Source organism: Afipia sp. GAS231, from assembly GCF_900103365.1.
Classification (GTDB): domain Bacteria; phylum Pseudomonadota; class Alphaproteobacteria; order Rhizobiales; family Xanthobacteraceae; genus Bradyrhizobium.
In genome coordinates, this window is the sequence record NZ_LT629703.1 from 2205500 (window position 1) to 2230966 (window position 25467).

General features: G+C 63.9%; 16 protein-coding genes. 13 read left to right on the top strand and 3 right to left on the bottom strand.

Annotation, left to right across the window (positions count from 1 at the left end):
* Nucleotide 1 precedes the first annotated feature (1 nt).
* From BLS26_RS10545 to BLS26_RS10575, 7 genes are all read left to right on the top strand, one after another.
* On the top strand, nucleotides 2-451 hold the full coding sequence (locus tag BLS26_RS10545) for a DsrE family protein (RefSeq protein ID WP_092510785.1): 450 nt from the start codon (nucleotides 2-4) through the stop codon (nucleotides 449-451).
* Nucleotides 452-663: 212 nt separating this feature from the next.
* Nucleotides 664-3510, top strand: coding sequence for a bifunctional transaldolase/phosoglucose isomerase (locus BLS26_RS10550; RefSeq protein WP_092510787.1), 2847 nt, complete (start codon nucleotides 664-666; stop codon nucleotides 3508-3510).
* Between the two features lie 12 nt (nucleotides 3511-3522).
* A complete protein-coding gene (gnd, locus tag BLS26_RS10555; RefSeq protein ID WP_092510789.1) occupies nucleotides 3523-4518 on the top strand; it encodes a phosphogluconate dehydrogenase (NAD(+)-dependent, decarboxylating) in 996 nt (331 codons plus the stop codon).
* A gap of 3 nt (nucleotides 4519-4521) precedes the next feature.
* Nucleotides 4522-6033, top strand: coding sequence for a glucose-6-phosphate dehydrogenase (gene zwf, locus BLS26_RS10560; RefSeq protein ID WP_092510791.1), 1512 nt, complete (start codon nucleotides 4522-4524; stop codon nucleotides 6031-6033).
* Nucleotides 6034-6036: 3 nt separating this feature from the next.
* The gene (pgl, locus tag BLS26_RS10565) at nucleotides 6037-6789 is read left to right on the top strand and encodes a 6-phosphogluconolactonase (RefSeq protein WP_092510793.1); all 753 of its coding nucleotides are present in this window, start codon (nucleotides 6037-6039) and stop codon (nucleotides 6787-6789) included.
* A 25-nt stretch (nucleotides 6790-6814) separates the two neighbouring features.
* Entirely contained in the window at nucleotides 6815-7303 is a 489-nt protein-coding gene (locus BLS26_RS10570) for a gluconokinase (protein WP_092517916.1), read from the top strand.
* Nucleotides 7300-8103, top strand: a complete 804-nt coding sequence (locus BLS26_RS10575; RefSeq protein ID WP_092510796.1) for an HAD family hydrolase — start codon at nucleotides 7300-7302, stop codon at nucleotides 8101-8103. The genes BLS26_RS10570 and BLS26_RS10575 overlap by 4 nt, the downstream gene beginning before the upstream one ends.
* A 491-nt stretch (nucleotides 8104-8594) precedes the next feature.
* Here the strand turns inward: BLS26_RS10575 and BLS26_RS10580 are convergent, their stop codons facing one another.
* Entirely contained in the window at nucleotides 8595-10400 is a 1806-nt protein-coding gene (locus BLS26_RS10580) for a glycoside hydrolase family 15 protein (RefSeq protein ID WP_092510798.1), read from the bottom strand.
* Nucleotides 10401-10418: 18 nt separating this feature from the next.
* Nucleotides 10419-12371 carry a 4-alpha-glucanotransferase gene (gene malQ, locus BLS26_RS10585; RefSeq protein ID WP_092510800.1) on the bottom strand — a complete coding sequence of 651 codons (1953 nt, stop codon included), beginning with the start codon at nucleotides 12369-12371 and terminating at the stop codon, nucleotides 10419-10421.
* 307 nt (nucleotides 12372-12678) lie between these two features.
* Here malQ and treS point away from each other — a divergent pair, with 307 nt between their 5' ends.
* From treS to treY, 5 genes are read left to right on the top strand one after another with little or no spacing between them, the layout of a single operon-like run.
* Entirely contained in the window at nucleotides 12679-15972 is a 3294-nt protein-coding gene (gene treS, locus BLS26_RS10590) for a maltose alpha-D-glucosyltransferase (RefSeq protein ID WP_092517917.1), read from the top strand.
* Nucleotides 15969-18116: a 1,4-alpha-glucan branching protein GlgB gene (gene glgB / locus BLS26_RS10595; RefSeq protein WP_092510802.1), complete on the top strand. Its 2148-nt coding sequence runs from the start codon at nucleotides 15969-15971 to the stop codon at nucleotides 18114-18116. Before treS ends, glgB begins: the two co-directional genes overlap by 4 nt.
* 3 nt (nucleotides 18117-18119) lie before the next feature.
* A complete protein-coding gene (gene glgX, locus BLS26_RS10600; RefSeq protein ID WP_092510804.1) occupies nucleotides 18120-20195 on the top strand; it encodes a glycogen debranching protein GlgX in 2076 nt (691 codons plus the stop codon).
* Nucleotides 20192-21949, top strand: coding sequence for a malto-oligosyltrehalose trehalohydrolase (gene treZ, locus BLS26_RS10605; protein ID WP_092510806.1), 1758 nt, complete (start codon nucleotides 20192-20194; stop codon nucleotides 21947-21949). Before glgX ends, treZ begins: the two co-directional genes overlap by 4 nt.
* Before the next feature lie 4 nt (nucleotides 21950-21953).
* Nucleotides 21954-24743, top strand: a complete 2790-nt coding sequence (gene treY / locus BLS26_RS10610) for a malto-oligosyltrehalose synthase (RefSeq protein ID WP_092510808.1) — start codon at nucleotides 21954-21956, stop codon at nucleotides 24741-24743.
* Between the two features lie 8 nt (nucleotides 24744-24751).
* On the opposite strand, the gene BLS26_RS10615 is transcribed toward treY, so the two are convergent.
* Complete coding sequence (locus BLS26_RS10615) at nucleotides 24752-25063, bottom strand: polyhydroxyalkanoic acid system family protein (RefSeq protein ID WP_092510810.1); 312 nt, start codon at nucleotides 25061-25063, stop codon at nucleotides 24752-24754.
* Between the two features lie 169 nt (nucleotides 25064-25232).
* Here BLS26_RS10615 and BLS26_RS10620 point away from each other — a divergent pair, with 169 nt between their 5' ends.
* Nucleotides 25233-25397, top strand: coding sequence for a DUF3309 family protein (locus tag BLS26_RS10620; protein WP_092510812.1), 165 nt, complete (start codon nucleotides 25233-25235; stop codon nucleotides 25395-25397).
* The last annotated feature ends 70 nt before the right edge of the window (nucleotides 25398-25467 follow it).

A 25467-nucleotide genomic window follows, 5' to 3' on the forward strand; every position in this document is an offset into this window, starting at 1 on the left:
CATGCACCGGCGCAATATCCTGTGGGGCGCGATATCGGGCCTCAGTGCCGCCTTTGCCGCTTCACGCGCCATCGCCGCGACAGAAAAGCCGGCACCGGCCAAACTGAAAGTCGTCTATCACCTCAGCGACCTCGACAAGGTCAATTTCGTCCTCGGCAACATCCAGAACCATTTCGACGGCGTCGGCGGCCCCGACAACGTCACCATCGCGCTGGTCATCCACGGCCAGGCCTTGCGGGCATTCCATTCGGCTTCGGCCAACCCGGATGTTTCGAAGCGGGTCGGCCAGTTCTCCAAAGCCGGGCTCGAATTCGCCGCCTGCGGCAACACCATGAAATCGCAGAATGTCGGACTAAAGGACCTGCTGCCGGGCTTCGTTACCGCCGAAACAGGCGGCGTGGTCCGGATCGCCGAGCTGCAATCGCAGGGATATCTCTATCTGCGGCCCTGATTGCGGGCGCACTGCCGTCACAAAATTGTGCAGGATTGCGGCGACGCTCGGGGATCGGCTTCCCCGGGGGATCGATCCGGCGCCTATCGCGTTATCACGCCGGATAGAGCCCTTCCAACCGGCGACATGCCCAACCAAATGTTGACTTTCCCGCGCTGCACCCAAATGCTGCCGGGAACCCGAAAGTCGACCGACCGAACAGAACAGGCATCATGAATCCCGTCAAAGCACTCGAAAATCATGGTCAGGCCGTCTGGCTGGACTTCCTCGCGCGCGGCTTCGTCGCCAAGGGTGACCTCAAGGCGCTGATCGACAGCGACGGCGTCAAGGGCGTGACCTCGAACCCCGCCATCTTCGAAAAGGCGATCGGCAGTTCGGACGAGTATGACGGCCCGATCGGCCTCGCATTGAAGAAGGGGGACCGCCCGGTCGCCGATCTCTTCGAGGCGCTCGCCATTGAGGACATTCAGCACGCCGCCGACGTGCTGCGCCCGGTCTATGATCAATTGAACGGCGATGACGGTTTCGTCAGCCTCGAAGTCTCGCCGTATCTGGCGATGGACACCAAGGGGACCATCGTCGAGGCCAAGCGGCTGTGGAAGGACGTCAAGCGCAGGAATCTGATGGTGAAGGTGCCGGCGACGCCGGAAGGGCTGCCCGCGATCGAGCACCTGATCGGCGAAGGCATCAGCATCAACATCACGCTGCTGTTCTCGCAAGCGGTCTATCGCGAGGTCGCGGAGGCCTATATCGCCGGCCTCGAGAAGTACGTCGCCAAGGGCGGCAATCCCTCCCATGTTGCCAGCGTCGCTTCGTTCTTCGTCAGCCGTATCGACTCGTCCGTCGACAAGCAGCTCGACGAGAAGATCGCCAAAGCCAACGACCCCGGCGAGAAGGAACGGCTGAGCGCACTCAAGGGCAAGGTCGCGATTGCGAACGCCAAGATGGCTTATCAGGATTACAAGCGCCTGTTCGCCGGCTCCCGTTGGGAGAAGCTCGCGGCCAAAGGCGCAAAGCCGCAGCGGCTGCTGTGGGCCTCCACCGGCACCAAGAACAAGGACTACAGCGACGTCCTCTATGTCGAGGAATTGATCGGCCCCAACACCGTCAACACCGTGCCGCCGGCGACGCTCGATGCGTTCCGCGACCATGGCAAGGTTAGAGACAGCCTCGAGGAAAATATCGACGACGCCCGCCACGTGCTCGAAGAGCTCGACAAGTCGGGCATCTCGCTCGATGCGATCACGGCCGAACTGGTCAAGGACGGCGTCAAGCAGTTCGCCGACGCCGCCGACAAGCTTTATGGCGCGGTCGCGCACAAGCGCGCAGCCTCGCTCGGCGGCGGTATCGACGCAGCACACTTCGCGCTCGGCGACGGCATCAAGAAGGCGGTCGAGAAGAGCACCGAGGACTGGCGCGCGCACGCCAAAATCCGCAAGCTCTGGCACAAGGATAAATCGGTCTGGACCGGTGACGACGAGAACAAATGGCTGGGCTGGCTGAACAGCCCGGCCGCCGCAGACGTGGCCGACTACGAGGACTTTTCCCGACGCGTGAAAGGACAGAATTTCACGGATGCTGTGGTGCTCGGCATGGGCGGATCGAGCCTCGGTCCCGAAGTGCTGGCGGAAACGTTTCCGAGGAAATCAGGTTTCCCGAAACTGCACGTGCTCGACTCCACCGATCCTGCGCAGGTGCGGGCGATGGAAGCCTCCGTCGATCTCGCCCACACGCTGTTCATCGTCTCCAGCAAGTCCGGCGGCACCACCGAGCCGAACGTGATGAAGGATTATTTCTTCGATCGCATCGCCAAGACCATCGGCAAAGAGAAGGCCGGGCATCGCTTTATCGCCGTCACCGATCCCGGCTCGTCGCTGGAGAAGGTCGCCACCAAGCAGGGATTCGCGCGCATCTTCCATGGCGACCCCAGCATCGGTGGGCGCTATTCCGTGTTGTCGCCGTTTGGCCTCGTGCCGGCCGCGACTGCCGGCATCGACGTCAAGAGGCTGATCGCGCATACGCTCGCCATGGTCCGCTCCTGCGGGGCTGACGTGCCGCCGCAGGAAAACCCCGGCGTACAGCTCGGGCTGGCGCTCGGCCTTGCCGGCCTCGAAGGCCGCGACAAGGTGACGATCTCGTCGTCGAGCAAGATCGCCGATTTCGGCGCCTGGGCCGAGCAGTTGATTGCGGAATCCACCGGCAAGGATGGCAAGGGCCTGATCCCGATCGACGGCGAAGCGCTCGGCACGCCCGAGACCTACGGCAACGACCGCTTCTTCATCGACATTCGCGTCGCAGGCGATGACGATGCCTCGCATGACGGCCGGCTCGCTGCGCTGGAAACCGCCGGGCATCCCGTGGTCCGCATCGTCTTGAAGTCGATCGACCATCTCGGCCAGGAGTTCTTCCGCTTCGAAATGGCGACCGCGGTTGCAGGCGCCGTGCTCGGCATCAACCCGTTCAACCAGCCCGACGTCGAAGCCGCCAAGATCAAGACCCGCGAACTGACAAGCGCATTTGAAAAGACCGGCAAGCTGCCCGCCGAGACGCCGGTGGTAAGCACGGCGGAAGCCGATCTCTATACCGATGACGCCAATGTCGAAGCACTGCGCAAGGCCGGCGCCAATGGCAGCCTTGGCTCCTGGATCAAGGCTCACCTGTCGCGCTCCGGCAGCGGCGACTATGTCGCATTGCTGGCCTATATCGCGCGCAACCCCGGCTCGATCGGCAGCTTGCAGAAGATGCGGCTTGCGGTGCGCGACGAGCGCCACGTCGCAACCTGCGCCGAATTCGGCCCGCGCTTCCTGCATTCGACCGGCCAGGCCTACAAGGGCGGTCCCGACAGCGGCGTGTTCCTGCAGATCACGGCCGATGACGCCAGGGATTTGAAGGTACCCGGCCAGAAGGCGAGCTTCGGCATCATCAAGGCGGCGCAAGCGCGCGGCGATTTCGACGTGCTCACCGAGCGCGGCCGGCGCGCGCTGCGCGTCCATCTCAAGGGCGAGATCGGGCCGGCGCTGGCGGCACTGGACGCCGCGATCACCGAAGCTCTCAATTAGGAAAGCACGCGAATGCAACTCGGCATGATCGGCCTCGGCCGGATGGGCGGCAACATCGTCCGCCGGCTGATGAAGAACGGCCACACCGCCGTGGTCTACGACAAGGACGCCAAGGCGGTCGCCGGCCTCGCCGCCGAGGGCGCCAGCGGAGCCTCCTCGCTGGAAGATTTCGTCGCCAAGCTCGACAAGCCGCGCACTGCCTGGGTGATGCTGCCGGCCGGCAAGATCACCGAGGCGACGATCGAAGCGCTGGCAAAATTGATGCAGCCCGGCGACGTCATCATCGACGGCGGCAACACGTTCTGGCAGGACGACGTCCGCCGCGGCAAGACGCTGAAGGAAAAAGGCCTCTATTACCTCGACGTCGGCACCAGCGGCGGCGTCTGGGGCATCGAGCGCGGCTATTGCATGATGATCGGCGGCGACAAGCCCGTCGTCGACCGGCTCGATCCGATCTTCAAGACGCTGGCGCCGGGGATCGGCGACATTCCGCTCACCCCCGGCCGCGACAAGCGCGATCCACGCATCGAACAGGGCTACATTCATGCCGGCCCGGTCGGCGCCGGACACTTCGTCAAGATGATCCACAACGGCATCGAATACGGCCTGATGCAGGCCTATGCCGAAGGCTTCGACATTCTGAAGAACGCCAATATCGAGGCGCTGCCGCCGGAGCATCGCTTCGATCTGGATATTGCCGACATCGCCGAAGTGTGGCGGCGCGGCAGCGTGATCCCGTCCTGGCTGCTCGACCTGACGTCATCCGCGCTCGCCGAAAACCAGACGCTGGATAATTACTCCGGCTTCGTGGAAGATTCCGGCGAAGGCCGCTGGACCGTCAATGCCGCGATCGACGAAGCCGTCCCGGCCGAAGTGCTGACGGCCGCGCTCTACGCGCGCTTCCGTTCGCGCAAGGATCACACCTTTGCGGAAAAGATCCTCTCGGCGATGCGCGCAGGCTTCGGCGGCCACAAGGAGCCGCCGAAGAAACCCGGCTCGAAGGCGTGATGCATGGCGGTCGGTAAGGCGGCACAGACAAAACCCGATCCCTGCTCGTTCGTGATCTTCGGCGTCACCGGAGATCTCGCGCACCGGCTGGTGATTCCTGCCCTCTACAATCTCGCGGCCAACAATCTGCTGCCGGAAAAATTCTGCGTGGTCGGCATCGCCCGCAAGGGCATGTCGAACGACGAGTTGCGCGACGGCCTGATGGAAGGCCTGCACAAATACGCCACCCGGGCGGTGGATGATGCCATCGCCCAGCGCCTGCTCGGATGCTTGACCTGCATCGAGGCCGATCCGACAGACCCGGCCTCGTTCGATACGATGAGCAAGCAGCTCGACGAGCTCGAATGTGCGCAGAACACCGGCGGCAACCGGCTGTTCTATCTGGCGACACCGCCGAATGCGTTCCTGCCAATCAGCCGCGAGCTCGGCCGCACCGGCTTGCTGGCCGAAAACGGCTCCTGGCGGCGGCTGGTGATCGAAAAGCCGTTCGGCACCGACCTTGCCTCGGCAAAGGCGCTCAACAGCGAACTGCTGAAGCTGGTCGAAGAACACCAGATCTACCGGATCGACCATTATCTCGGCAAGGAAACCGTCCAGAACATCCTGGTGCTGCGCTTTGCCAACGGCATGTTCGAGCCGATCTGGAACCGCAACCACATCGACCATATCCAGATCACGGTCGACGAGAAGCTCGGCGTCGGCCATCGCGGCAGCTTCTACGACGCGACCGGGGCGTTGCGCGACATGGTGCCGAACCATCTGTTCCAGTTGCTGTCGCTGGTCGCGATGGAGCCGCCTGCCAAGTTCGATGCCCATGCGGTGCGTTCGGAGAAGGCCGAGGTGCTGGCGGCGATCCAGACCCAGAGCCAGGAAGAGGCGCTGCGCAACTCGGTGCGCGGGCAGTATCGCGCCGGCAGGGTCGGCGACACCGAAATCGACGACTACCGCAAGACCCCTGATGTTGCCTCCGGCAGCACCACGGAGACTTATGCAGCGCTGAAGCTGACCATCGACAACTGGCGCTGGGCCGGCGTGCCCTTCTATCTCCGCACCGGCAAGGCGCTCGGCGTCAAGCGCACCGAAATCGCCATCAAGTTCAAGCAGGCGCCGTTCGCGATGTTCCGCGATACGCCGGTCGACCGGTTGTCGCAGAATTACCTGATCATTTCGACCGAGCCGACCGAAGGCATCGCGCTGCAGTTCAACACCAAGGTGCCGGGGCCGAACATCAATATCGACGGCGTCGAGATGAAGTTCCGCTACAAGGATTACTTCAAGACCGAGCCGTCGACCGGCTACGAGACGCTGATCTACGACTGCATGATCGGCGACAACATCCTGTTTCAGCGCGCCGACAGCGTCGAAGCCGGCTGGCAGGCGGTGCAGCCGTTCCTCGACGCCTGGAAGAAGGCCGGCGCCAAGGGATTGAAGATTTACGATCCCGGCAGCGAAGGCCCCGAGGAAGCCAACGAACTGGTGGAACGCGATGGCCGCAGCTGGCGGCTGCTCAGTTAACCGATGGCCGGGAACGACAACCGACGCGTCATTGCAGTTGCCGATCCGGCAGCGCTGGCCACCGCCGCCGCCGAACGCGTGCTGGCCCGGATTGCCACCAACAGCGGCCGCGTGGCGATTTGCCTGACCGGGGGATCGAGCCCGAAGCAGCTCTATCAATTGCTCGCCACCGATCTCTATCGAAGCCGCATCCCATGGGACCGCGTGCACTGGTTCATCGGCGACGAACGGTTCGTGCCGGCGGGCGATCCGCTCAACAACATGACCATGGCGTGCACGGCTTTTCTGGACCGGTGCGCGCCGGCATCGAACGTCCATGCGATCCCGACCTCAACCGCCGACCCGGCCGATCCCGACCGCAGCGCTGCGCTTTACGAGGCGGAGCTGAAATCGTTCTATGGCGCGGATGCGCTCGATCACGCGCACCCCTTGTTCGATCTCGTACTGATGGGCGTCGGCCCCGACGGCCACACCGCATCGCTGTTTCCCGGATATCCCGCGGTTGAGGAGACGACACGCTGGGTCGTCGGCGTGCCCCGCGCCAATGTCGAGCCGTTCGTTCCCCGGGTCAGTCTCACTTTGCCCACGCTCGCCTCCTGCCACGAAATGCTGTTCGAGGTCGCGGGCGCCGACAAGCGCGCGATCTTGACGCGCGTGCTCGCAGGCGAGAACTTGCCGGCCGGCCGCGCCAGCTCGATCGGCGAAACGGTCTGGCTGGTCGATCAGGCGGCGCTTCCGGAGGATTTTCGTGGGTAGTGAGACCCCCTGCGCGCTGGTGGTGATGGGCGTCTCCGGCTCGGGCAAGAGCACGATTGCCGAACAGCTCGCCGCCCGCCTGGGCTGGCGCTATGTCGACGGCGACCTGTTTCATCCGCTGGCCAATGTCGCCAAGATGAGCGCGGGCCATCCGCTCACCGACGAGGACCGCTGGCCGTGGCTGCGCGCGATATCAGCCGAAATCGACCGCCTCGCGGCGGCAGGCATCCGCGCCGTCGTCGCCTGCTCGGCGCTGAAGCGCGCCTATCGCGACATTCTCGTCCACGGCCGCGACGACGTCCGCATCGTCTTCCTCGACGGCACTCAGGACCTGATCGCGAAACGGCTCGCCGCGCGCAAGGGGCATTTCATGCCGCCGGGGCTGCTCGACAGCCAGTTCAAGACGCTCGAGCCGCCGCAACCGGGCGAACGGCCGGTCACGGTTTCGATCGACGCATCGGTCGATGGAATCGTCGACGACATTGTCCGCCAACTGGAACTGGTTGCCCCATGACCCGCATTTCGCTCGTTGTTTCCGATGTCGACGGCACCCTGCTGCCGAAGAGCAAGGTCCTCAGCGACGGCGCCAAACGCGCGGTCGCCAAGCTGCACGAGGCTGGCATCGGCTTCACCATCGTTTCCAGCCGGCCGACCATCGGGATGAGCTTTCTGATCGAGCCGCTGGCGATCACGCTGCCGTTCGGCGCCTTCAACGGCAGCTCGATCGTCGACGCCGGGCTCAAGCCGATCGAACAGCATTTGATCCCGCCGGCGACGGCGCAGCGCAGTATCGATATCCTCACCGAATTCGGCGTCGATATCTGGCTGTTCACCAACGATCAATGGCTGACGCGCAATCCGGACGGCGAATACGTTTCGCATGAGAAACTTGCGATCAAGCACGACGCCGTCATTGTGACGGAGTTCACGCCCTACCTGACCGGCGCCTGCAAGATCGTCGGCGCCAGTTCAGACGCCGCGCTGCTGCAGCGCTGCGAGGTAGCGATGCAACAGGCGGTCGGCGCGGAGGCCACCGCGGTTCGCTCGCAGACCTATTACCTGGACGTCACGCCTCCGGGTCACGACAAGGGCACCTTCGTCGAAGCGATGGCCAAGCGGCTTGGAATATCGACCGCTGCGGTTGCCACCATCGGCGACATGCAGAACGACCTGCCGATGTTCGCGAGAAGCGGCGTCTCGTTCGCGATGGGTAACGCCACCGACGACGTCAAGAAGCATGCGACGCATGTCACCGACAGCAACGAGCGCGACGGCTTTGCCGCGGCGATGGAAACCGTGCTGAAGCTCACATAGCGCTGCCACGCTGTTTCGTATCGGAACAGATTCGGGAACGCCGTTTATTCCCTGCCCGGCCTTCACGCTTTTCTCATCACCCGACGATTTCGATCACCGTTTCGAGATTATCGAAGCCGCTGATTTCACAGCGCTTTCCGGTGCTGGGAAATTCGCTGATAGTATCAAGCGCGGATGAAGGATTAATCGAGGAATTCTCAAAGTCTTCGCTTGCCAAACACGCTCTTGTTGCGCGCGATCTTCCCGAACTTCACACCTCCCGCTTTCATCTGGTGTGATCACGCAAGCGCGAGCCGGTACCCGTGCCGCGTCCTCCCCTGACAGCAGGCTTTCCCAGCCCACGCCTGTCGCGGCGAAGACGGTGCCGGCTCGCGCGACCACTATCGGCGGACCGAGGTGCGGCCGAGCGAAGCGAAGCAATCCATTTCAGCGCGACAAGAAAGAATGGATTGCTTCGCCGCTTCGCTCCTCGCAATGACGTAACCTCGCCCCTATTTCGACCGCTGCATCGCCGGTTTGTCGGTGGGAGGTTTCGCCTCATCGAGATTGTGCGCGGTGTTGATCAGGGCGATATGCGTCAGCGCCTGCGGAAAATTTCCGGTCTGGCGGCCGGCCACGCTATCGAACTCTTCGGCGAGCAGCCCGAGATCGTTGGCGACCGCTACCACCCGGTCAAACAGCGTCTGCGCCTTGTCGAATTCGTCGGCCAGCACGAAGGCATCCGCGAGCCAGAGCGTGCAGGCCAGAAACGCGCCTTCGATCGGTTGCGTCTCTGCCGAGACTTCGCGCGGATCGTGCCGCAGCACAAAACCGTCCCGCATCATGTAGCGCTCGATCGCATCCAGCGTGCCGCGCACGCGCGGATCCGTAGGCGGCAGGAAGCCGACCGACGGCAGCATCAGGATGCTGGCGTCGAGCAGTTTTGAGCCGTAGGACTCGACGAACGAGTTCAGTTCGCGGTCAAAGCCCTTCTCGCAGACGTCGCGATGAATGGCGTTACGCAAGCCCCGCCACGTCTCGAGCGGAGCCTTGAAGCCGAACTGCTCCGCGCTCTTGATGCCGCGGTCGAATGCCAACCAGGTCATCACCTTCGAGGAAACATAGTGCCGGCCGTCGCCGCGGCGCTCCCAGATACCGTGATCGGGCCGGTCCCAGACCTCGGCAAGATGCCCGAGCACCGCACATTCCAGTGCCCAGCTTCCTTCGTCGAGCTCGAGCTTCGCCACCCGCGACTGGTGAAACGCGTCGATCAGCTCGCCATAGACATCGAGCTGCAGTTGCGCATGGGCGGCATTGCCGACCCGCACCGGCAGCGCGCCCTCATAGCCGGGCAACCAGTCCGCTTCCCACTCCAGCAGGCGCCGCTGACCCTTGATCCCATACATGATTTGCATATTCGCCGGCGAACCCGCCACGGCGCGCAAGAGCCAGTTATGCCAGGCGGAGGCCTCGCCGGTGTAGCCGGAGTTCATTAGCGCCAGCAGCGTGAACGTGGCGTCGCGCAGCCAGCAAAAACGATAGTCCCAGTTCCTGGCGCCGCCGAGCTTTTCCGGCAGCGAGGTCGTCGGCGCCGCCACGATGCCGCCGGTCGGAGCATAGGTCAGCGCCTTCAACGTGATCAGCGAGCGCATCACCAGATCGCGGTGTTCGCCATCGTAAGTACATTGGCTGCACCAGTCGGCCCAGAAGGCTTCGGTATCCTGCAACGCCTGCGCGGGATCGATCGGCACCGGCACCGGCAGATGCGAGGGTCCGTAGGTGAGCACGAAGGGCACGATGTCGCCCTCGCCGACTTCAAATTCGGCAACCGTCGTGAGGTCTTCGCCGCGGGTCGCGACCGGCGTCCGCAGCACGGCCATGTCCTGCCCGCAGATCGCCAGCAGTCCCGAACCGTCCTCGTTCTTCTTGACCCAGGGAATATCGCTGCCGAATCCGAAGCGGATCACCAATTGCATCCGCATTTTCACCCGGCCGCGCGCGCCGCGCACCAGCCGCACTACATCGGAAGCATGGCCGCGCGGCGGCATGAAATCGACCAGTTCGACCGCGCCCTCCGATGTCTCAAACCGCGTTTCCAGGATCAGGGTGTCGCCCCAATAGCGGCGCGACGTGCCGGTGATGTCGCCCACCGGTGTGATCAGCCAGCGGCCGTGCTTGTGGGTGCCGAGCAAGCCGGCAAAGCAGGCGTCGGAATCAAACGCCGGCCAGCACAGCCAGTCGATCGATCCGTCGCGGCCGACCAGCGCCGCCGTCTCGCAGTCGCCGATCAGCCCATAATCTTCGATACGGCAGGACAATATGCATCACCGTCTGTATCAATTCGCGGCGCGAGACCGCTCACTGGTCGCTGCCCTAAGCGCATCGACGTCGATGGCGGACCCAATCTGCTCCAGCGACACCGAAATTCGCTGCCGCCAATTCGGATGTTCGTGAACGGTGCCGGGAATATTCGGCTGGTCGATGATCCCCAGCAGATCCTCCAGCGAGATCGCCAGCAGCCGCGATTTGGTCCGCGCCAGGAACCGCGCCACCGAATAGAGATCGTGGCCGCCAATCTCGTGATGACGCAGCACGTCATCCAGCATCGCCAGCGCATGCCAGCGCGCATCGTCGCTCTCGCCGGGATCGATCCCGAGTGCGCGCTTGACCTTGAGATCGTGAAAACCGCGCCAGCCGGTATAGGTCGAAAGATCGTGGGTGTTGAAGGTGATCAGCGCGTTGGTCCAGTAGTGATCGACGCCGCGGAACGCACCCTGGTCGTCGCGCTCGAACATCATCACCAGATACGACCAGATGCCCCAGTCGGCCATCTCCGCGCGAAACCCTTCCGGCACGGTGCCGAGGTCCTCGCCGATCACGACGCAGCGATTGGCGACGCTTTCCTGCGCGGTGACGGCCAGCAGCGCCTCGAACGGCATCTGCACATAGACGCCGTCGGCGGCGCCAAAACCGTGCGGCACCAGATAGAGCCGCTTCAGGCCCAGCACATGATCGAGCCGGATCGCGCCGGCATGCCGCATCGCGGCGCGCAGCATCTCGGCAAACGGCGAGAAGGATTGCTGCTCCAGTCCCGAAGCATTGAAGCCGGCGAGGCCCCAGCTCTGGCCGGCGGTGTTGAGCGGATCCGGCGGCGCGCCGACGCCGAGATGGCGGGAGATCGCGACCTGCTCGTTCCAGGCATCGAAGCCATCGGCCTGCACGCCGACAGCGACGTCGAGATAGAGACCGACCTTCATGCCGAGCTTCTTGGCGAGATCGCTCGCGGCGCCGAGTTGCCGGTCGGCGGTCCACTGCACGAATTCGACGAACTCGATTTCTGCCCCGCGCGCGCCGGTGCGCAAGTCCGCACAGGCGGCATCGTCGGGTTGGCGCCATTCCGATGGCCATTCCCACCACGGCCCGGCAAATTCGTGCCGCAGCGCCTCGAAACAGGCGAAGCGCGACAGCAGCGTGCCGCGCTCGTCGCGAAACCGGTCGAAGTCCTGCTGCAGCGCCGGCATCGCATGGGCCTTGAACGCCGCGAAGCCCGCCCGCAAGGCCTGCGCTTTCAATCCGGCCACGGCGACGTAGTCGACCACGTCGAACGCCCGTATCCGTGTCAGCGCCGCTTTGGTCTCGGGCTCGAGCCGGAATTCGGGCAGCTTTTCGACGTCGATATAGAGCGCGTTGAGAAACAACCGGCTGTTCGGCGAATACGGGCTGCAATCGCCCGGGCGATCGTCGAACAACGCATGCAGCGGATTGAGACCGACACCGTCGGCGCCGAGACGATGGGCCAGTTCGATCAGGCCCTGGAGGTCGGTGAAGTCGCCGATCCCCCAGTTGCGCCGGGAGCGGACGCCGTAGAGCTGGACCGCGAGCAGCCAGCAGCGGTCGAAATCGCCGCTGAACGCCCGCGCCGGCGCCACAATCAACGGCACGTCTTCCGTCGTCGAAGCCGCATCGGTGACTTCCAGGCGGTAGACGCCCGCCGCCAGGCCCTCGGGCAACACGATGACCCGGCCCGGGGCGACGTTTTTGGCGATAACCTTCTGGCCCGCCGTGATTTTCCACGCGGTCGGCAATTTGGCGGATGGCAGCAGGCCGGCCCGCGCCGACTTCCCAGCCCGGATCACGACCGGCTGGCCGATCAACGGCCCCGGCATCTGCGGCGGCAGCGATTCCAGGACAATTTTCAGGGCCGCCTCGTCCGTCACACGGCGGTGACCCTGGCCGTCCAGAAATTCGGTCTGAATTCCCCGGGCTTTAGCTATTTCGAAAAGGTCCATTCGGCACGCAGTTTGCAACGCAATCATCAAGGTGATGTCGCGAAATTGTCCAAATACAGGAAGGAGATAGAGGGTGTCTAACGCGCTGGCGCATCGGCGGTTCCAAGGGAACCAAAGCGCGTCCAGCGGCTTTCTACTTAGGTCCGGAACGTCTCCCTTTCGAAAGCGGAAGCGGGGACGTCATCTCCATGGCCATGGCATCACCGTGAACAAAAAAGCCCAAACCGCCGAAAATTCCAACACCGGCGTTCCCCTTCGTATTGACGGCCCCTATCCACTGCATGACAGCGGCCGCTTTGCCGTGAACATGGGTGACGTGAAAGCAAGGGAAGTGCCAGCCACCGGCCCTGCGACCGAGGAGCTTTGGTACAAGGATGCCATCATCTATCAGCTCCACGTCAAGGCCTTTGCCGACAGCAACAATGACGGCATCGGCGACTTTGCCGGATTGACCGAGAAGCTGGGCTACCTGCAGGAGCTCGGCGTCACCACGCTGTGGCTGTTGCCGTTCTATCCCTCGCCCGGCCGCGACGACGGCTATGACATCGCCGACTACGGCGACATCAATCCCGATTTCGGGACCATGAAGGATTTCAGGCGCTTCATCCAGGAAGCCAAGAAGCGCGGCCTGCGCGTCATCACCGAACTCGTCGTCAACCACACCTCGGACCAGCACGACTGGTTCAAGCGCGCCCGCCGCAGCGACAAGAATTCCAGCGCCCGCAACTGGTACGTCTGGAGCGACACCGACCAGAAATACCAGGGCACGCGGATTATCTTCACCGACACCGAGAAGTCGAACTGGACCTGGGATCCCGAGGCCGGCCAGTTCTACTGGCACCGCTTCTTCTCGCACCAGCCCGACCTGAACTTCGACAACCCGCGCGTGGTCTCGGCGCTGGTGCAGGTGATGAAGCGCTGGCTCGACACCGGCGTCGACGGCTTTCGCCTCGACGCCATCCCCTACCTGTGCGAGCGCGATGGCACCAACAACGAGAACCTGCCCGAGACCCACGCCATCATCAGGAAGCTGCGCGCCGAGCTCGATGCCTATTCCAGGGACAAGGTGCTGCTGGCGGAAGCCAATCAATGGCCGGAGGATGTGCAGGAATATTTCGGCCGCGGCGACGAATGCCACATGGCCTATCACTTCCCGCTGATGCCGCGCATCTACATGGCGCTCGCGCAGGAAGACCGCTTCCCGATCACCGACATCCTGCGCCAGACGCCCGACATCCCGAACAACTGCCAATGGGCGCTGTTCCTGCGCAATCACGACGAACTGACGCTGGAAATGGTCACCGACGTCGAGCGCGATTATCTGTGGTCGACCTACGCCAACGACCCCCGCGCCCGCATCAATGTCGGCATCCGCCGCCGGCTGGCGCCGCTGATGGACAACGACCGGCGCAAGATCGAACTGATGAACTCGCTGCTGCTGTCGTTCCCGGGTACGCCGATCATCTATTACGGCGACGAAATCGGCATGGGCGACAACATCTATCTCGGTGACCGCAACGGCGTGCGGACGCCGATGCAGTGGTCGCCGGACCGCAATGGCGGATTTTCGCGCGCCGATCCGGCGCGACTCTACGCACCGACCATCATGGACCCGGTCTACGGCTATGAGTCCGTCAATGTCGAGGCGCAGTCGCGCAGCCTCTCCTCCCTGCTCAGCGCCACCAAACGGCTGATCGCGGTCCGCAAGTCGACGCTCGCCTTCGGGCGCGGCACCATGACCTTCATCCGGCCGGAAAACCGCGCGGTGCTGTGTTACGTACGCCAGTACCAGGACGAGGTCATTCTCTGCGTCGCCAACCTGTCGCGGTCGGCGCAGGCGACCGAACTCGACCTCTCGGCCTTCCAGGATCGCATTCCGCTCGAAATGCTCGGCCGCACGCGCTTTCCGCCGATCGGCGAACTGCCCTACATGATCACGCTGGCGCCTTACGGATTCTACTGGTTCGAGCTGCAGGAACGCGACAAATCGGAGCCGGTGACGCCGCGCGAGGTCGGAGAATTCGAGACGCTGGTGGTGCCGCTCGGCGCCACCTGGGTGTCGCTGGCGCGCGAACGCGGCGTGTTCGAGCGCGACGTCCTGCCGGGACATCTGGCGCGAACCCGCTGGTATCCGGAGCGATCGGCCAAGGCGATCCAGCCGACGCTGGTCTCGGCCGTTCCGTTCTGCGACATCGGCGACAACCGGCCGTGGCTGGCCTTCTTCGAGACCACGCAGCGCGGCGTCGCCACCCGCTATACCATGCCGCTGCAAATCGAGTGGGTGCGCTTCGACCGCGAGCGCTACAACGCCCACGCGCTGGCGGCGGTGCGCCAGGGCGCGCGCGAGGGCACCCTGCTCGACGTCGCCACCAACCCGATCTTCATCGGACTGTTGCTGCGGAATTTGCAGCAATCGCTGACCGTCGAGGAAGGCGAACAGGGCCTGCGGCTCGAATTCCGCCCGACCAGCCGGTTCACCACCAAACCGATCCGGCAGCCCGAACATATCCGCGCCATCGAAGCCGAGCGGCCCGACTCGACGTCACTGGTCGACGACCAATACGTCGTCAGGATCTACCGCAAACTCGAGACCGGGCCCAACCCGGAAATCGAGATGGGGCGTTTTCTCACCGACGTCGTGGGCTTTGCCAACACACCGGCGCTGCTCGGCAGCGTCGAACTGGTCGACGGCAACAGCAACAGCGCCGTGGGCGCCGTCCACGCCTTCGTCTCCAACCAGGGCGACGCCTGGAACGTGACCGCGTCGCATCTCGACCGCTTCGTCGACGAGCAGCGCATGTTGAGCGAACAATCCGGCGAAGGCGGTGATCAGAGCCCCTATCTCGGTTATCTTTCTCAGGCCGGACGGCGCGTCGCCGAACTGCATGTTGCGCTCGCCAGCAACTCCGAACTTCCTGAATTCGCACCGGAGCCAATCCGGATCGAAGATATCAAGCGCTGGACCGGCGATATTCTGATCCGTGCCGAGCGCATTTTCGATGCGCTGGGCAAACGCCGCGACCGATTGAAGGAGACTGACCGCCCGCTGGTCGACCAACTGCTGGCGTTGCAGCCGACCCTGCCGGAACGATTGAAGGCCTTGTTGCCGCGCGGGATCGACGGGCTCAACATCCGTCAGCACGGCGACTTCCATCTCGGCCAGATGCTGATCGTCAAGGACGACATCTTCATCACCGATTTCGAAGGCGAGCCGCGGCGCCCGATCAGCGAGCGCCGTCGCAAAGCGCCCGCCGCACGCGATGTCGCCAGCCTGATCCGTTCGATCGACTATGCGGCGACATCGGCGCTTGAGCGCGCGCGCAAGATGGCCCACGATGATCACGGCAGGCTCGGCGCCGCGCTCGATACATGGCGCGACCGGGCCACGGGCGAATTCCTGACCGCCTACCGCGAAACCATTGCCCACCAACGTCTCTGGCCGTCCGACGCGGTCGCAGCCGAGGGCCTGTTAACCTTCTTCCTGCTTGAGAAGGCTTTCTACGAGATCGAATATGAGCTGTCCTATCGGCCCGACTGGCTACGCGTGCCGCTGACCGGTATGATCCGAATGTTGTCGCAACAGTCCCCCGAGGCCTCATGACCAAGTTACCCGCCGAGGCCTACGCGATCCTCGAAGGCAGACATTCGGATCCCTTCCACTATCTCGGCCTCCACAACGAAGGGGATCAGAAAGTTGTGCGCGCGTTCCTGCCGGAGGCCTCTAATGTCGAGGCGATCGGCGAGCACGGCGAAACCGCACCGCTGAAGCGGATTCATGAATCCGGGCTGTTCGCAGGCTCGCTGCCAAACGGCTCGACGCGTTACCAGTTGCGCGCCCGCTTCGGGGAAAACGTCGTCGAGCTCGACGACCCCTACCGCTTTCCGCCCGTGCTGAGCGACTTCGACCTGCATCTGCTCGGCGAAGGCACGCATATGCGGATCTACGACAAGCTCGGCGCTCATCCGATGACGCTTGAAGGCGTCGACGGCGTCGCCTTCGTGGTGCTGGCGCCGAACGCCAAGGGCGTCAGCGTGGTCGGCGATTTCAACTACTGGAACAGGCGTCGGCACCCGATGCGGGTGCGCGGCATCGGCTATTGGGAGCTGTTCATTCCGCACGCCAAGGCCGGCGATCACTACAAGTTCGACATCATCGAGCCCAACGGGCAGCATCTGCCGTTGAAATCCGATCCGTTCGCGTTCACCGCCGAAGTCCGCCCCAAGACCGCTTCGATCGTGTTCGACGAAATGAAGCTGCCGCGCCCGCGTCCGGCGCCATCAGGAATCAACGCGCTTGCCGCGCCGGTGTCGATCTACGAAGTCCATCTTGGCTCGTGGCGGCGCAAGGGCAGCAACGAGTGGCTGACCTATCGCGAACTGGCCGAACAGCTGCCGGCCTATGTCAGGGATCTCGGCTTTACCCATGTCGAATTTCTGCCCGTCAGCGAACATCCGTTCGACGGCTCGTGGGGCTATCAACCGACCGGCATGTTCGCACCGACCAGCCGGTTCGGTGGGCCTGAGGATTTTGCGGCCCTCGTCGAAGCCTTCCATCGCGAAGGCATCGCCGTGTGGCTCGACTGGGTGCCCGGGCATTTCCCCGACGACCCCCACGGCCTCGGCCATTTCGACGGCACCGCCTTGTACGAACATGCCAACCCGCTGCAGGGCCGGCATCTCGACTGGGGCACGTTGATCTACAATTATGGCCGCACCGAAGTGGTCAATTTCCTGGTCTCGAACGCGCTGTTCTGGCTGGACCGTTACGCCGTCGACGGCCTGCGCGTCGATGCGGTCGCCTCGATGCTCTATCTCGACTATTCGAGGCCTGCGGGCGAATGGATTCCCAACCGGCATGGCGGCCGTGAGAATCTCGAAGCCATCGATTTCCTGCGCCGCTTCAACACCGAACTGTTCGGGCATTTTCCGGAAGCCACCACGGCGGCGGAGGAATCCACCGCCTGGCCGCAAGTGTCGCGGCCGGTCGAACATGGCGGGCTCGGCTTCGGCTACAAGTGGAATATGGGCTGGATGCACGACACGCTGAAATATATCGGCAAGGATCCCATCCACCGCAAATTCCATCACGGCGACATCCTGTTCGGCCTGCACTACGCGTTTTCGGAAAACTTCATTCTGCCGCTTTCCCACGACGAAGTCGTGCACGGCAAACGCTCGATCCTGGGGCGCATGCCCGGCGACGACTGGCAGCGCTTTGCCAACCTGCGCGCCTATTACAGCTTCATGTTCGGCCATCCCGGCAAGAAGCTGATGTTCATGGGCTGTGAGTTCGGCCAGGAGCGCGAGTGGGATCACGATCATTCGCTGGACTGGCATCTGCTCGAACAGCCCCCGCATGCCGGCGTCCAGAACCTGGTTCGCGACCTCAACCATCTCTACCGGTCGGTGCCGGCGCTGCACGAGTTGGATTGCAGCCAGGCGGGGTTCGAATGGGTCATCACCCACGATTCCGGCGGCAATGTCTTTGCCTGGGTCCGCAAGGGTCTCGATGCGCACGCCCGCTGCCTCGTCGTCGTGAATTTTTCACCGAACGTCTATTACGATTACCGCGTCCGCGTACCGTTCGCCGGCCGATGGAAGGAAGTCTTCAATTCCGACTCCGCGCATTATGGTGGCAGCAATGTCGGCAACATCGGCGGAGTCCATACGCTTGCCGGGGCCATTCCGGAGCTCAATCTGACCATTCCGCCGCTGGCCGCGATTTTTCTCGTGCCGGAAGACTGACGCATGCGTTTGACCGCGGGAAGCTCCGCGCGCCTTGGCGCAAGCTGGGACGGCAGGGGCACCAACTTTGCGTTGTTCTCGGCCAACGCCGAGAAGGTCGAGCTATGCCTGTTCGACAGCCAGGGTCGCCGCGAGCTCGAACGCATCGAATTGCCGGAGCGCAGCGAGGATGTCTGGCACGCCTATCTCAACGACGTTTCGCCGGGCCAGCTTTACGGCTATCGCGTCTACGGCCCTTACGCGCCCGAGCACGGCCACCGCTTCAACGCCAACAAGCTGCTGCTCGATCCCTATGCCAAGCGGCTGGCCGGCCGGCTGGTGTGGAGCGACGCGCATTTCGGCTATCGCGCCGGCAGCGCGCGCGAGGATCTATCCTTCGACCGGCGCGACAATGCGCGCGGCATGCCGAAGGCCGTGGTGGTCGACGAAACCTTCAACTGGGGCCGCCGCGAGATGCGCCCCAACACTCCCTGGCAAGACACCATCATCTACGAGGCCCACGTCAAGGGCCTGACCCAGAAGCGAGACGACGTGCCGCCGAACCTGCGCGGCACCTATGGCGGGCTGTCGTCGCCGGCGATGATCGACCATCTCAAGCGCCTCGGCGTCACCACCATCGAACTGCTGCCGGTCCACGGATTGATCGACGACCGTGTACTGGTCGAAAAGAAGCTGGTCAATTACTGGGGCTACAACACCCTGGCATTCTTCGCGCCGGAAGCCCGCTACGCGCAGGACAATGCGCTCGACGCCTTCCGCACCACCGTGGCGCGGCTGCACGATGCCGGCATCGAGGTGATGCTCGACGTCGTCTATAACCACACCGCCGAGGGTAACCACATGGGTCCGACGCTGTCGTTCCGCGGCATCGACAACGCGTCTTATTACTGGCTGAAGCCGGAGAACCCGCGCTTTTATGACGACTTCACCGGCTGCGGCAGTTCGGTCAACCTGACCCATCCACGCGTGCTGCAGATGGTGATGGATTCGCTGCGCTACTGGGTCGAGGTCTGCCATGTCGACGGCTTCCGCTTCGACCTCGCCACCACGCTGGCGCGCGGGCCAAACGGATATGATCGCAACGCGGCGTTCCTGACCGCCGTGCGGCAGGATCCGGTGCTGGCGACCGTCAAGATGGTCGCCGAACCCTGGGATCTCGGCCTGGGCGGCTACCAGGTCGGCGCGTTTCCGTCGCAATGGTCGGAATGGAACGACCGCTATCGCAGCGCGATGCGGCGCTACTGGAGCGGCGAAGGCAGCCTGATCGGCGAAGTATCAGGCCGCATGACGGCGTCATCCGACCTGTTTCACCACGACAGCCGCGCGCCCCGCGCCGGCATCAACCACGTCACCGTGCATGACGGTTTCACTTTGGCGGACCTGTTCAGCTACAACGAGAAGCACAACGAGGCCAACGGCGAGGACAATCGCGACGGCTCCAGCGACAACCACAGCAACAATTGCGGCCATGAAGGCCCGACCGACGACGCCGCGATCACCGCGCTGCGCCGCCAGCTCCGCAAGAACCAGCTCGCCTGCCTCTTCCTTGCGCAGGGGACACCGCTGATGCTGGCCGGCGACGAAGTCGGCAATACCCAGAACGGCAACAACAACGCCTATTGCCAGGACAACGAGACCGGCTGGATCGGCTGGGACAATCTCGGCAAGCAAGGCGACGACCTCACCGACTTCGTCGGCCACATGACCGAACTGCGCCGCCGCTTCGGGCAGATCCGCAGCCAGCGCTGGCTCGACGGACGGCGGGCCGACGGCTCCTACGGCGTGCTGTGGCTGACGCCGGCCGCCGTGGAAATGAAGGAGTCCGACTGGACGTTCCCGGACGGCCGCTTCCTCGCTTATGTGCTCGGCCCGATGGAACAAGGACAGGCGCCGATCTTTATCGTGCTGAACGCAGCGCCCGACGAGATCGTATTCAAGTTTCCGACCATGCCCGATCACAAGAATTGGCAGCAGGTGTTGAACACCACCGAAATCAAACAGAAGACAGTGGATTTCGCCGCAGGCGTCGAGACCAAGGCGCCGCCGCGCTCGGTGCTCGCCTTTGCGGGCGCTGCATGAAGGCGCGGCAATTCGGCCCGCAACTGACAAAGGATGGCACGCGCTTTCGGCTGTGGGCGCCGGCGGCGAAACGCATCGATGTGATGCTGCAGCAGCCGCATGCGATGACACGCGGCAACGACGGCTGGTACACGGCCGATATTGCAGGCGTGACGGCCGGGGCGCGTTATAAATTCCGCATCGATGACGAGATCGATGTCCCCGATCCGGCCTCGGACTTTCAACCCGACGACGTGTTCGGCCCGAGCGAAGTGATCGATCACGCCAGCTTTGCCTGGCGCGCCGGGGATTGGCGCGGCCGGCCGTGGCAGGACGCCGTCATCGTCGAGGCTCATGTCGGCGCCTTCACACCTGGAGGCAGCTACCGCACCATGATCGAACACCTCGATCATCTCGTCGAAACCGGCATCACCGCGCTGGAGCTGCTGCCGCTGGCGGATTTTGCCGGCTCCCGCAACTGGGGCTATGACGGCGTGCTGTGGTACGCGCCCGACAGCGCCTACGGCCGTCCGGAGGACCTCAAGACGCTGATCGACGAGGCGCATCTGCGCGGGCTGATGGTGATGCTCGATGTGGTCTATAACCACTTCGGCCCCGAGGGAAATTATCTCGGCCGCTATGCGCCGACGTTTTTCACCGACGCGCATACGCCATGGGGCAGCGCGATCGATTATCGTGTGCCGGAGATGCGCGCGTTTGCGATCGAGAACGCGCTGCATTGGCTGCGCGACTACCGCTTCGACGGGCTGCGGCTCGATGCCGTCAACAGCATCGTCGAGCCGGGCGGGCTGTCGCTGCTGCACGATCTCAGCGCCGCCGCAGGTGAACTCGCCAAAGCGACCGGCCGCCATATCCATCTGGTGCTGGAAAACGGCGACAACCGCGCCAGCATCCTCGACCCCGCGCAGGATCCGCCACAGGGCAAATACCGTGCGCAATGGAACGACGACTATCACCACGCCTGGCGCGTGCTGATGACCGGCGAGAACCAAGGTTACTATGGCGACTATCAGCGCGCGCCGCTGCAGGACATCGCCCGCTCGCTGTCATCAGGCTTCGTCTATCAAGGCGAAATGTCCGCGTTTCGCCGCGGCGCGCGCGGTGAGCCGAGCGGCGCACTGTCTCCGACGGCCTTCATCAACTTCCTCGGCAATCACGACCAGATCGGCAATCGCCCGCTCGGCGATCGCCTGGAATCGGTCGCCCGCACCGAGGCGATCGAAGCGGCGCTGGCGGTGATGCTGCTGGCGCCGGCGATCCCGATGCTGTTCATGGGCGAGGAGTGGGGTTCGAAGACACCGTTTCCGTTCTTCTGCGATTTCAAGGGCGATCTGGCGAACGCCGTCCGCCAGGGCCGCCGCAGCGAATACCAATGGGCCTACGCCGAATATGGCGACGAGGTGCCGGACGCGCTTGAGCTGTGGACCTTCCAATCGGCGGTGCTCGATTGGGACGAACGCCGGCAGGCGGCGCCGCAAAAGCGGCTGAAACTGGTGCGCGACCTGCTCGCAATCCGCCGGAAGCAGATCGCCCCCCGCCTCGCCGGCGCCGCCTTTGGCGCAGCCAGTGCGACCCTGGATGGCCTGCTGACGGCGGATTGGCGGATGGGCGACGGCACGACGCTCGCGCTCGTGGCCAACCTGTCTGACCGCGAAATCTCCCATGCGGCGACCACGTCAAATGGAACCCCGATCTGGGGCAGCGAGTTGAACGGGCGCGTCCCCCCATGGTCGGTGGTCTGGCGCCTCGGATAGGACCATGCCCCCGGCGATCCCGATCGCGACCTACCGCCTGCAGCTCACGGCGGATTTCAGTTTCGATGCCGCCGCCGAAGTGGTGCCCTATCTGGCAGCGCTCGGCGTCACCCATCTCTATGCCTCACCCTTCATGAAGGCGGCCGAGGGCTCAACCCATGGCTACGACATCGTCGATCACACCAAACTCAATCCGGAGCTCGGCGGCGAGGCCGGCTTCGAACGGCTCAGTGCGGCGCTTAAGCAGCACGATATCGGGCTGATCCTCGATTTCGTGCCCAACCATGTCGGCGTGCATTTCGCTGGTAACCCCTGGTGGCTGGATGTGCTGGAATGGGGCCCGGCCTCGCCGCACGCGGCGTCCTTTGATATCGACTGGGACCAGTTGCCCTATCGCGCCCGCGGCGGCGTGCTGCTGCCGATCATCGGCACCTCGTATGGGCAGGCGCTGGAAAGCGGCGATATCGTGCTGCGCCATGATCCGGGCGAAGGCAGCTTTTCGGCCTGGTATTTCGAACATCGGCTGCCGATCGGGCCCGAGCGCTACAGCGAAATCCTGCGCATGATCGTCAACGACGCCGGGGCCGAAGACAGCGCGGCCGGCAAGCGGCTGCTTGCGCTCGCCTCGCGCTACACCGGCTTGCGTCATCCTAATCGCCGCGAAGCTCCGGCCTTCAAGGCCGAACTGCGGGCGATCGAGGGCGGCGCCGATATCATCGAACTAGGCCTTGCGGCCTATCGCGCCGGACCGGACCGCGCGGCGCCGACGCTGGCGCTGCATCATCTGCTCGAACGCCAGCACTACAGGCTCGGCCACTGGCGGCTCGCCTCCAGCGACATCAACTACCGCCGCTTCTTTGACGTCAATACGCTGGCGGGATTGCGGGTCGAGGACGCCGGCACGTTCGACGCCATCCATACCCTGGTTAAAAAATTGATATCGGAGGACAGACTGCAGGGCCTGCGGCTCGACCACATCGACGGCCTGCGCGATCCCGCGCAATATTTCCAGCGCCTGCGCCGGCTGGTCCGCGATGCGCAGGGGGGTCATCCGCGGCCGTTCTACACGGTGGTCGAAAAAATCCTCGGCGAAGACGAACGGCTACCAAAATTCAGCGGCGTTCACGGCACCACCGGTTACGAGTGGTTGAACGTCATGACGCAGGTGCTGGTTGACGGCAATGGCCTTGGCGCCCTGGACGAGGTCTGGCGCCAGATCAGCAATCAAGCGCCGAAACTCGAGCCGGTGCTGCTCGACGCCAAACGCCGCGTGCTGGAAACCCTGCTCGCCAGCGAATTTACCGTGCTGTCGCGGCTGCTGGCGCGGATCGCGAGCGGGCATTATTCGACCCGCGATTATTCCGCCGACAGCCTGCGGCAGGCGCTCGAACTCTATGTGCTGCACTTTCCGGTCTATCGTACCTATCTCGCTTCGTCGGGCCCGACCGCGCATGACCGCGCGCTGATTTCGGAGACCCTCGACAAGGCCCGCGCCGACTGGTTCGCCGCCGACGACGGCATTTTCGATTTCCTGCGCGATACCCTGACCATGGACCTGCTCAAGCCCGGCCGCGTCGCCCACAGCGCGCCACGCGTACGGCGCTTCGCCCTGAAGGTGCAGCAATTCACCGGGCCCTTGATGGCCAAGTCGCTCGAAGATACCGCGTTCTACCGCTATCACCGCCTGCTCGCTCTCAACGAGGTCGGCGGAGACCCCTCCGCCAACGCGCTTCCGCTGCAGGCCTTTCACGCCACGATGGCAACGCGCGCGCGGGAATGGCCGCATGGCATGACGGCGTCCGCGACCCACGACACCAAGCGCGGCGAGGATGCGCGGATGCGGATCATGGCGCTAGCGGAAATTCCGGGCGAATGGACCAGCGCCGTCGCCCGCTGGAAACTGCTCAACGCGGCGCATCTGGTCACCGACGGCGACATCCGCGCGCCGTCCGCGACGTTCGAATACATGCTGTACCAGACCTTGCTGGGCGCATGGCAGCCCGACGACGGCGCGTTCGTCGAACGCATCCAGGCCTATGCGCTGAAGGCGGCACGGGAAGGCAAGCAGGAGACGAGCTGGCTCAATCCGCATCCGGCCTATGAAGCAGGGCTGAAAACATTCATCGGGCGGATCCTGGATCGCCCGCAGTCACCGGAATTTCTGGATTCGCTGCAAACGCTGGCGCGGCGGGTTTCGCTGTTGGGCGCGCTGAACTCGCTGAGCCAGCTCACGCTGAAGGCGACCATGCCTGGCGTGCCTGATTTCTATCAGGGCACCGAGTTGTGGGATTTTTCGCTGGTTGATCCCGATAACCGGCGGCCAGTGGATTTTGTGGCCCGGGCCCGCGCGCTTCAAGACGTGGAGCGGCCGGATTGGCAACAACTGACGAAGGATTGGCCGAGCGGCCATGTGAAGCTGGCCTGGACCCGGCATCTGCTGAAGCTGCGCACCGAACTCGCCGATATCTTTGCGAACGGCGATTACGCGCCGCTTGAAGTGCACGGGCCGCATCGCAACCACTTCATCGCCTATGCGCGGCGGCAAGGCCGCAACGCCGCCGTTGTCGTTGTCCCCAGATGCTTTGCGGCCTTCACCGACAATGGCCGATCGTGGCCACTTGCCGCGAGCTTCGATGCAACGCTGGATATCAGCGGCTATGCCGTGGAAGGTTTTGCCGATGCCGATGCCGCGGAGTTGCGACTCTCCGACCTGCTGACGAACCTTCCGGTGGCCGTGGCGAAGGCCGGATATCATGGCAAGGCCAAACCGGCGCCCAAGCGCCGGCGCACGTAACCGCGGCGTCAGCTCTTCTTGGTCAATAGCCGATCGCCGCGGCTGCGGATCATGGCTTGTGCGGCCTCCGCAAAACGCTGCAGCAGCCATGGCAGCACGACTTCAACCCGCACATGATCGTCGGCGACATCGACATGGCCGGCCGCCGCCTGCCCCATCGCGCGCACGCGAAATATCATGCGGTTGTCCTCCCAGCGTTCTTCGTCGACACTGAGCACCGGCACGCTGGCGGCCGCGCGCGACAGCCCCGTCTTCAGGCGGCGCATCGCCTCCTCGCGCCCGAGGCTGTGCGGGATCGAAACAACAAGCGGTGCGGACATCGCGAAATCCTCTTCTGACCACGACCTCATGTAATTCCGCGACTCACGAAAGGAAGAGGCCTGCGCAATATCGCGGCGCAAAAGGCGGAACTTTCACAGTTCCCATGGGTTCTCCCGGCTGAAGGCAGCGACAACTTGACGCCTCACTGCCGGGCTGAGGAGGAATTCAATGTCCATCGGAACAATCATCCTGATCATTCTCGTCATCGCCCTGCTCGGCGGTTTCAGCGGCGTCGGCGGCGGACCGTTCTACGGCACCGGCTATTACGGCGGTGGCGGCCTCGGCCTCGTCGTGGTGATTTTGCTGATCCTGCTGCTGCTCGGGAAGCTGTAAGCGAGCCGTACGTTCGTTATTCGTCATGGCCGGGCTTGTCCCGGCCATCCACGTCTTGTCGCGGCGGCGC

What these genes read in the sequence shown, in the direction of transcription:
- BLS26_RS10545 (WP_092510785.1), top strand. Translation starts at nt 2, where the DNA reads ATGCACCGGCGCAATATCCTGTGGGGCGCGATATCGGGCCTCAGTGCC.
- BLS26_RS10550 (WP_092510787.1), top strand. Translation starts at nt 664, where the DNA reads ATGAATCCCGTCAAAGCACTCGAAAATCATGGTCAGGCCGTCTGGCTG.
- gnd (WP_092510789.1), top strand. Translation starts at nt 3,523, where the DNA reads ATGCAACTCGGCATGATCGGCCTCGGCCGGATGGGCGGCAACATCGTC.
- zwf (WP_092510791.1), top strand. Translation starts at nt 4,522, where the DNA reads ATGGCGGTCGGTAAGGCGGCACAGACAAAACCCGATCCCTGCTCGTTC.
- pgl (WP_092510793.1), top strand. Translation starts at nt 6,037, where the DNA reads ATGGCCGGGAACGACAACCGACGCGTCATTGCAGTTGCCGATCCGGCA.
- BLS26_RS10570 (WP_092517916.1), top strand. Translation starts at nt 6,815, where the DNA reads ATGGGCGTCTCCGGCTCGGGCAAGAGCACGATTGCCGAACAGCTCGCC.
- BLS26_RS10575 (WP_092510796.1), top strand. Translation starts at nt 7,300, where the DNA reads ATGACCCGCATTTCGCTCGTTGTTTCCGATGTCGACGGCACCCTGCTG.
- malQ (WP_092510800.1), bottom strand. Translation starts at nt 12,371, where the DNA reads ATGGACCTTTTCGAAATAGCTAAAGCCCGGGGAATTCAGACCGAATTT.
- treS (WP_092517917.1), top strand. Translation starts at nt 12,679, where the DNA reads ATGGGTGACGTGAAAGCAAGGGAAGTGCCAGCCACCGGCCCTGCGACC.
- glgB (WP_092510802.1), top strand. Translation starts at nt 15,969, where the DNA reads ATGACCAAGTTACCCGCCGAGGCCTACGCGATCCTCGAAGGCAGACAT.
- glgX (WP_092510804.1), top strand. Translation starts at nt 18,120, where the DNA reads ATGCGTTTGACCGCGGGAAGCTCCGCGCGCCTTGGCGCAAGCTGGGAC.
- treZ (WP_092510806.1), top strand. Translation starts at nt 20,192, where the DNA reads ATGAAGGCGCGGCAATTCGGCCCGCAACTGACAAAGGATGGCACGCGC.
- treY (WP_092510808.1), top strand. Translation starts at nt 21,954, where the DNA reads ATGCCCCCGGCGATCCCGATCGCGACCTACCGCCTGCAGCTCACGGCG.
- BLS26_RS10615 (WP_092510810.1), bottom strand. Translation starts at nt 25,063, where the DNA reads ATGTCCGCACCGCTTGTTGTTTCGATCCCGCACAGCCTCGGGCGCGAG.
- BLS26_RS10620 (WP_092510812.1), top strand. Translation starts at nt 25,233, where the DNA reads ATGTCCATCGGAACAATCATCCTGATCATTCTCGTCATCGCCCTGCTC.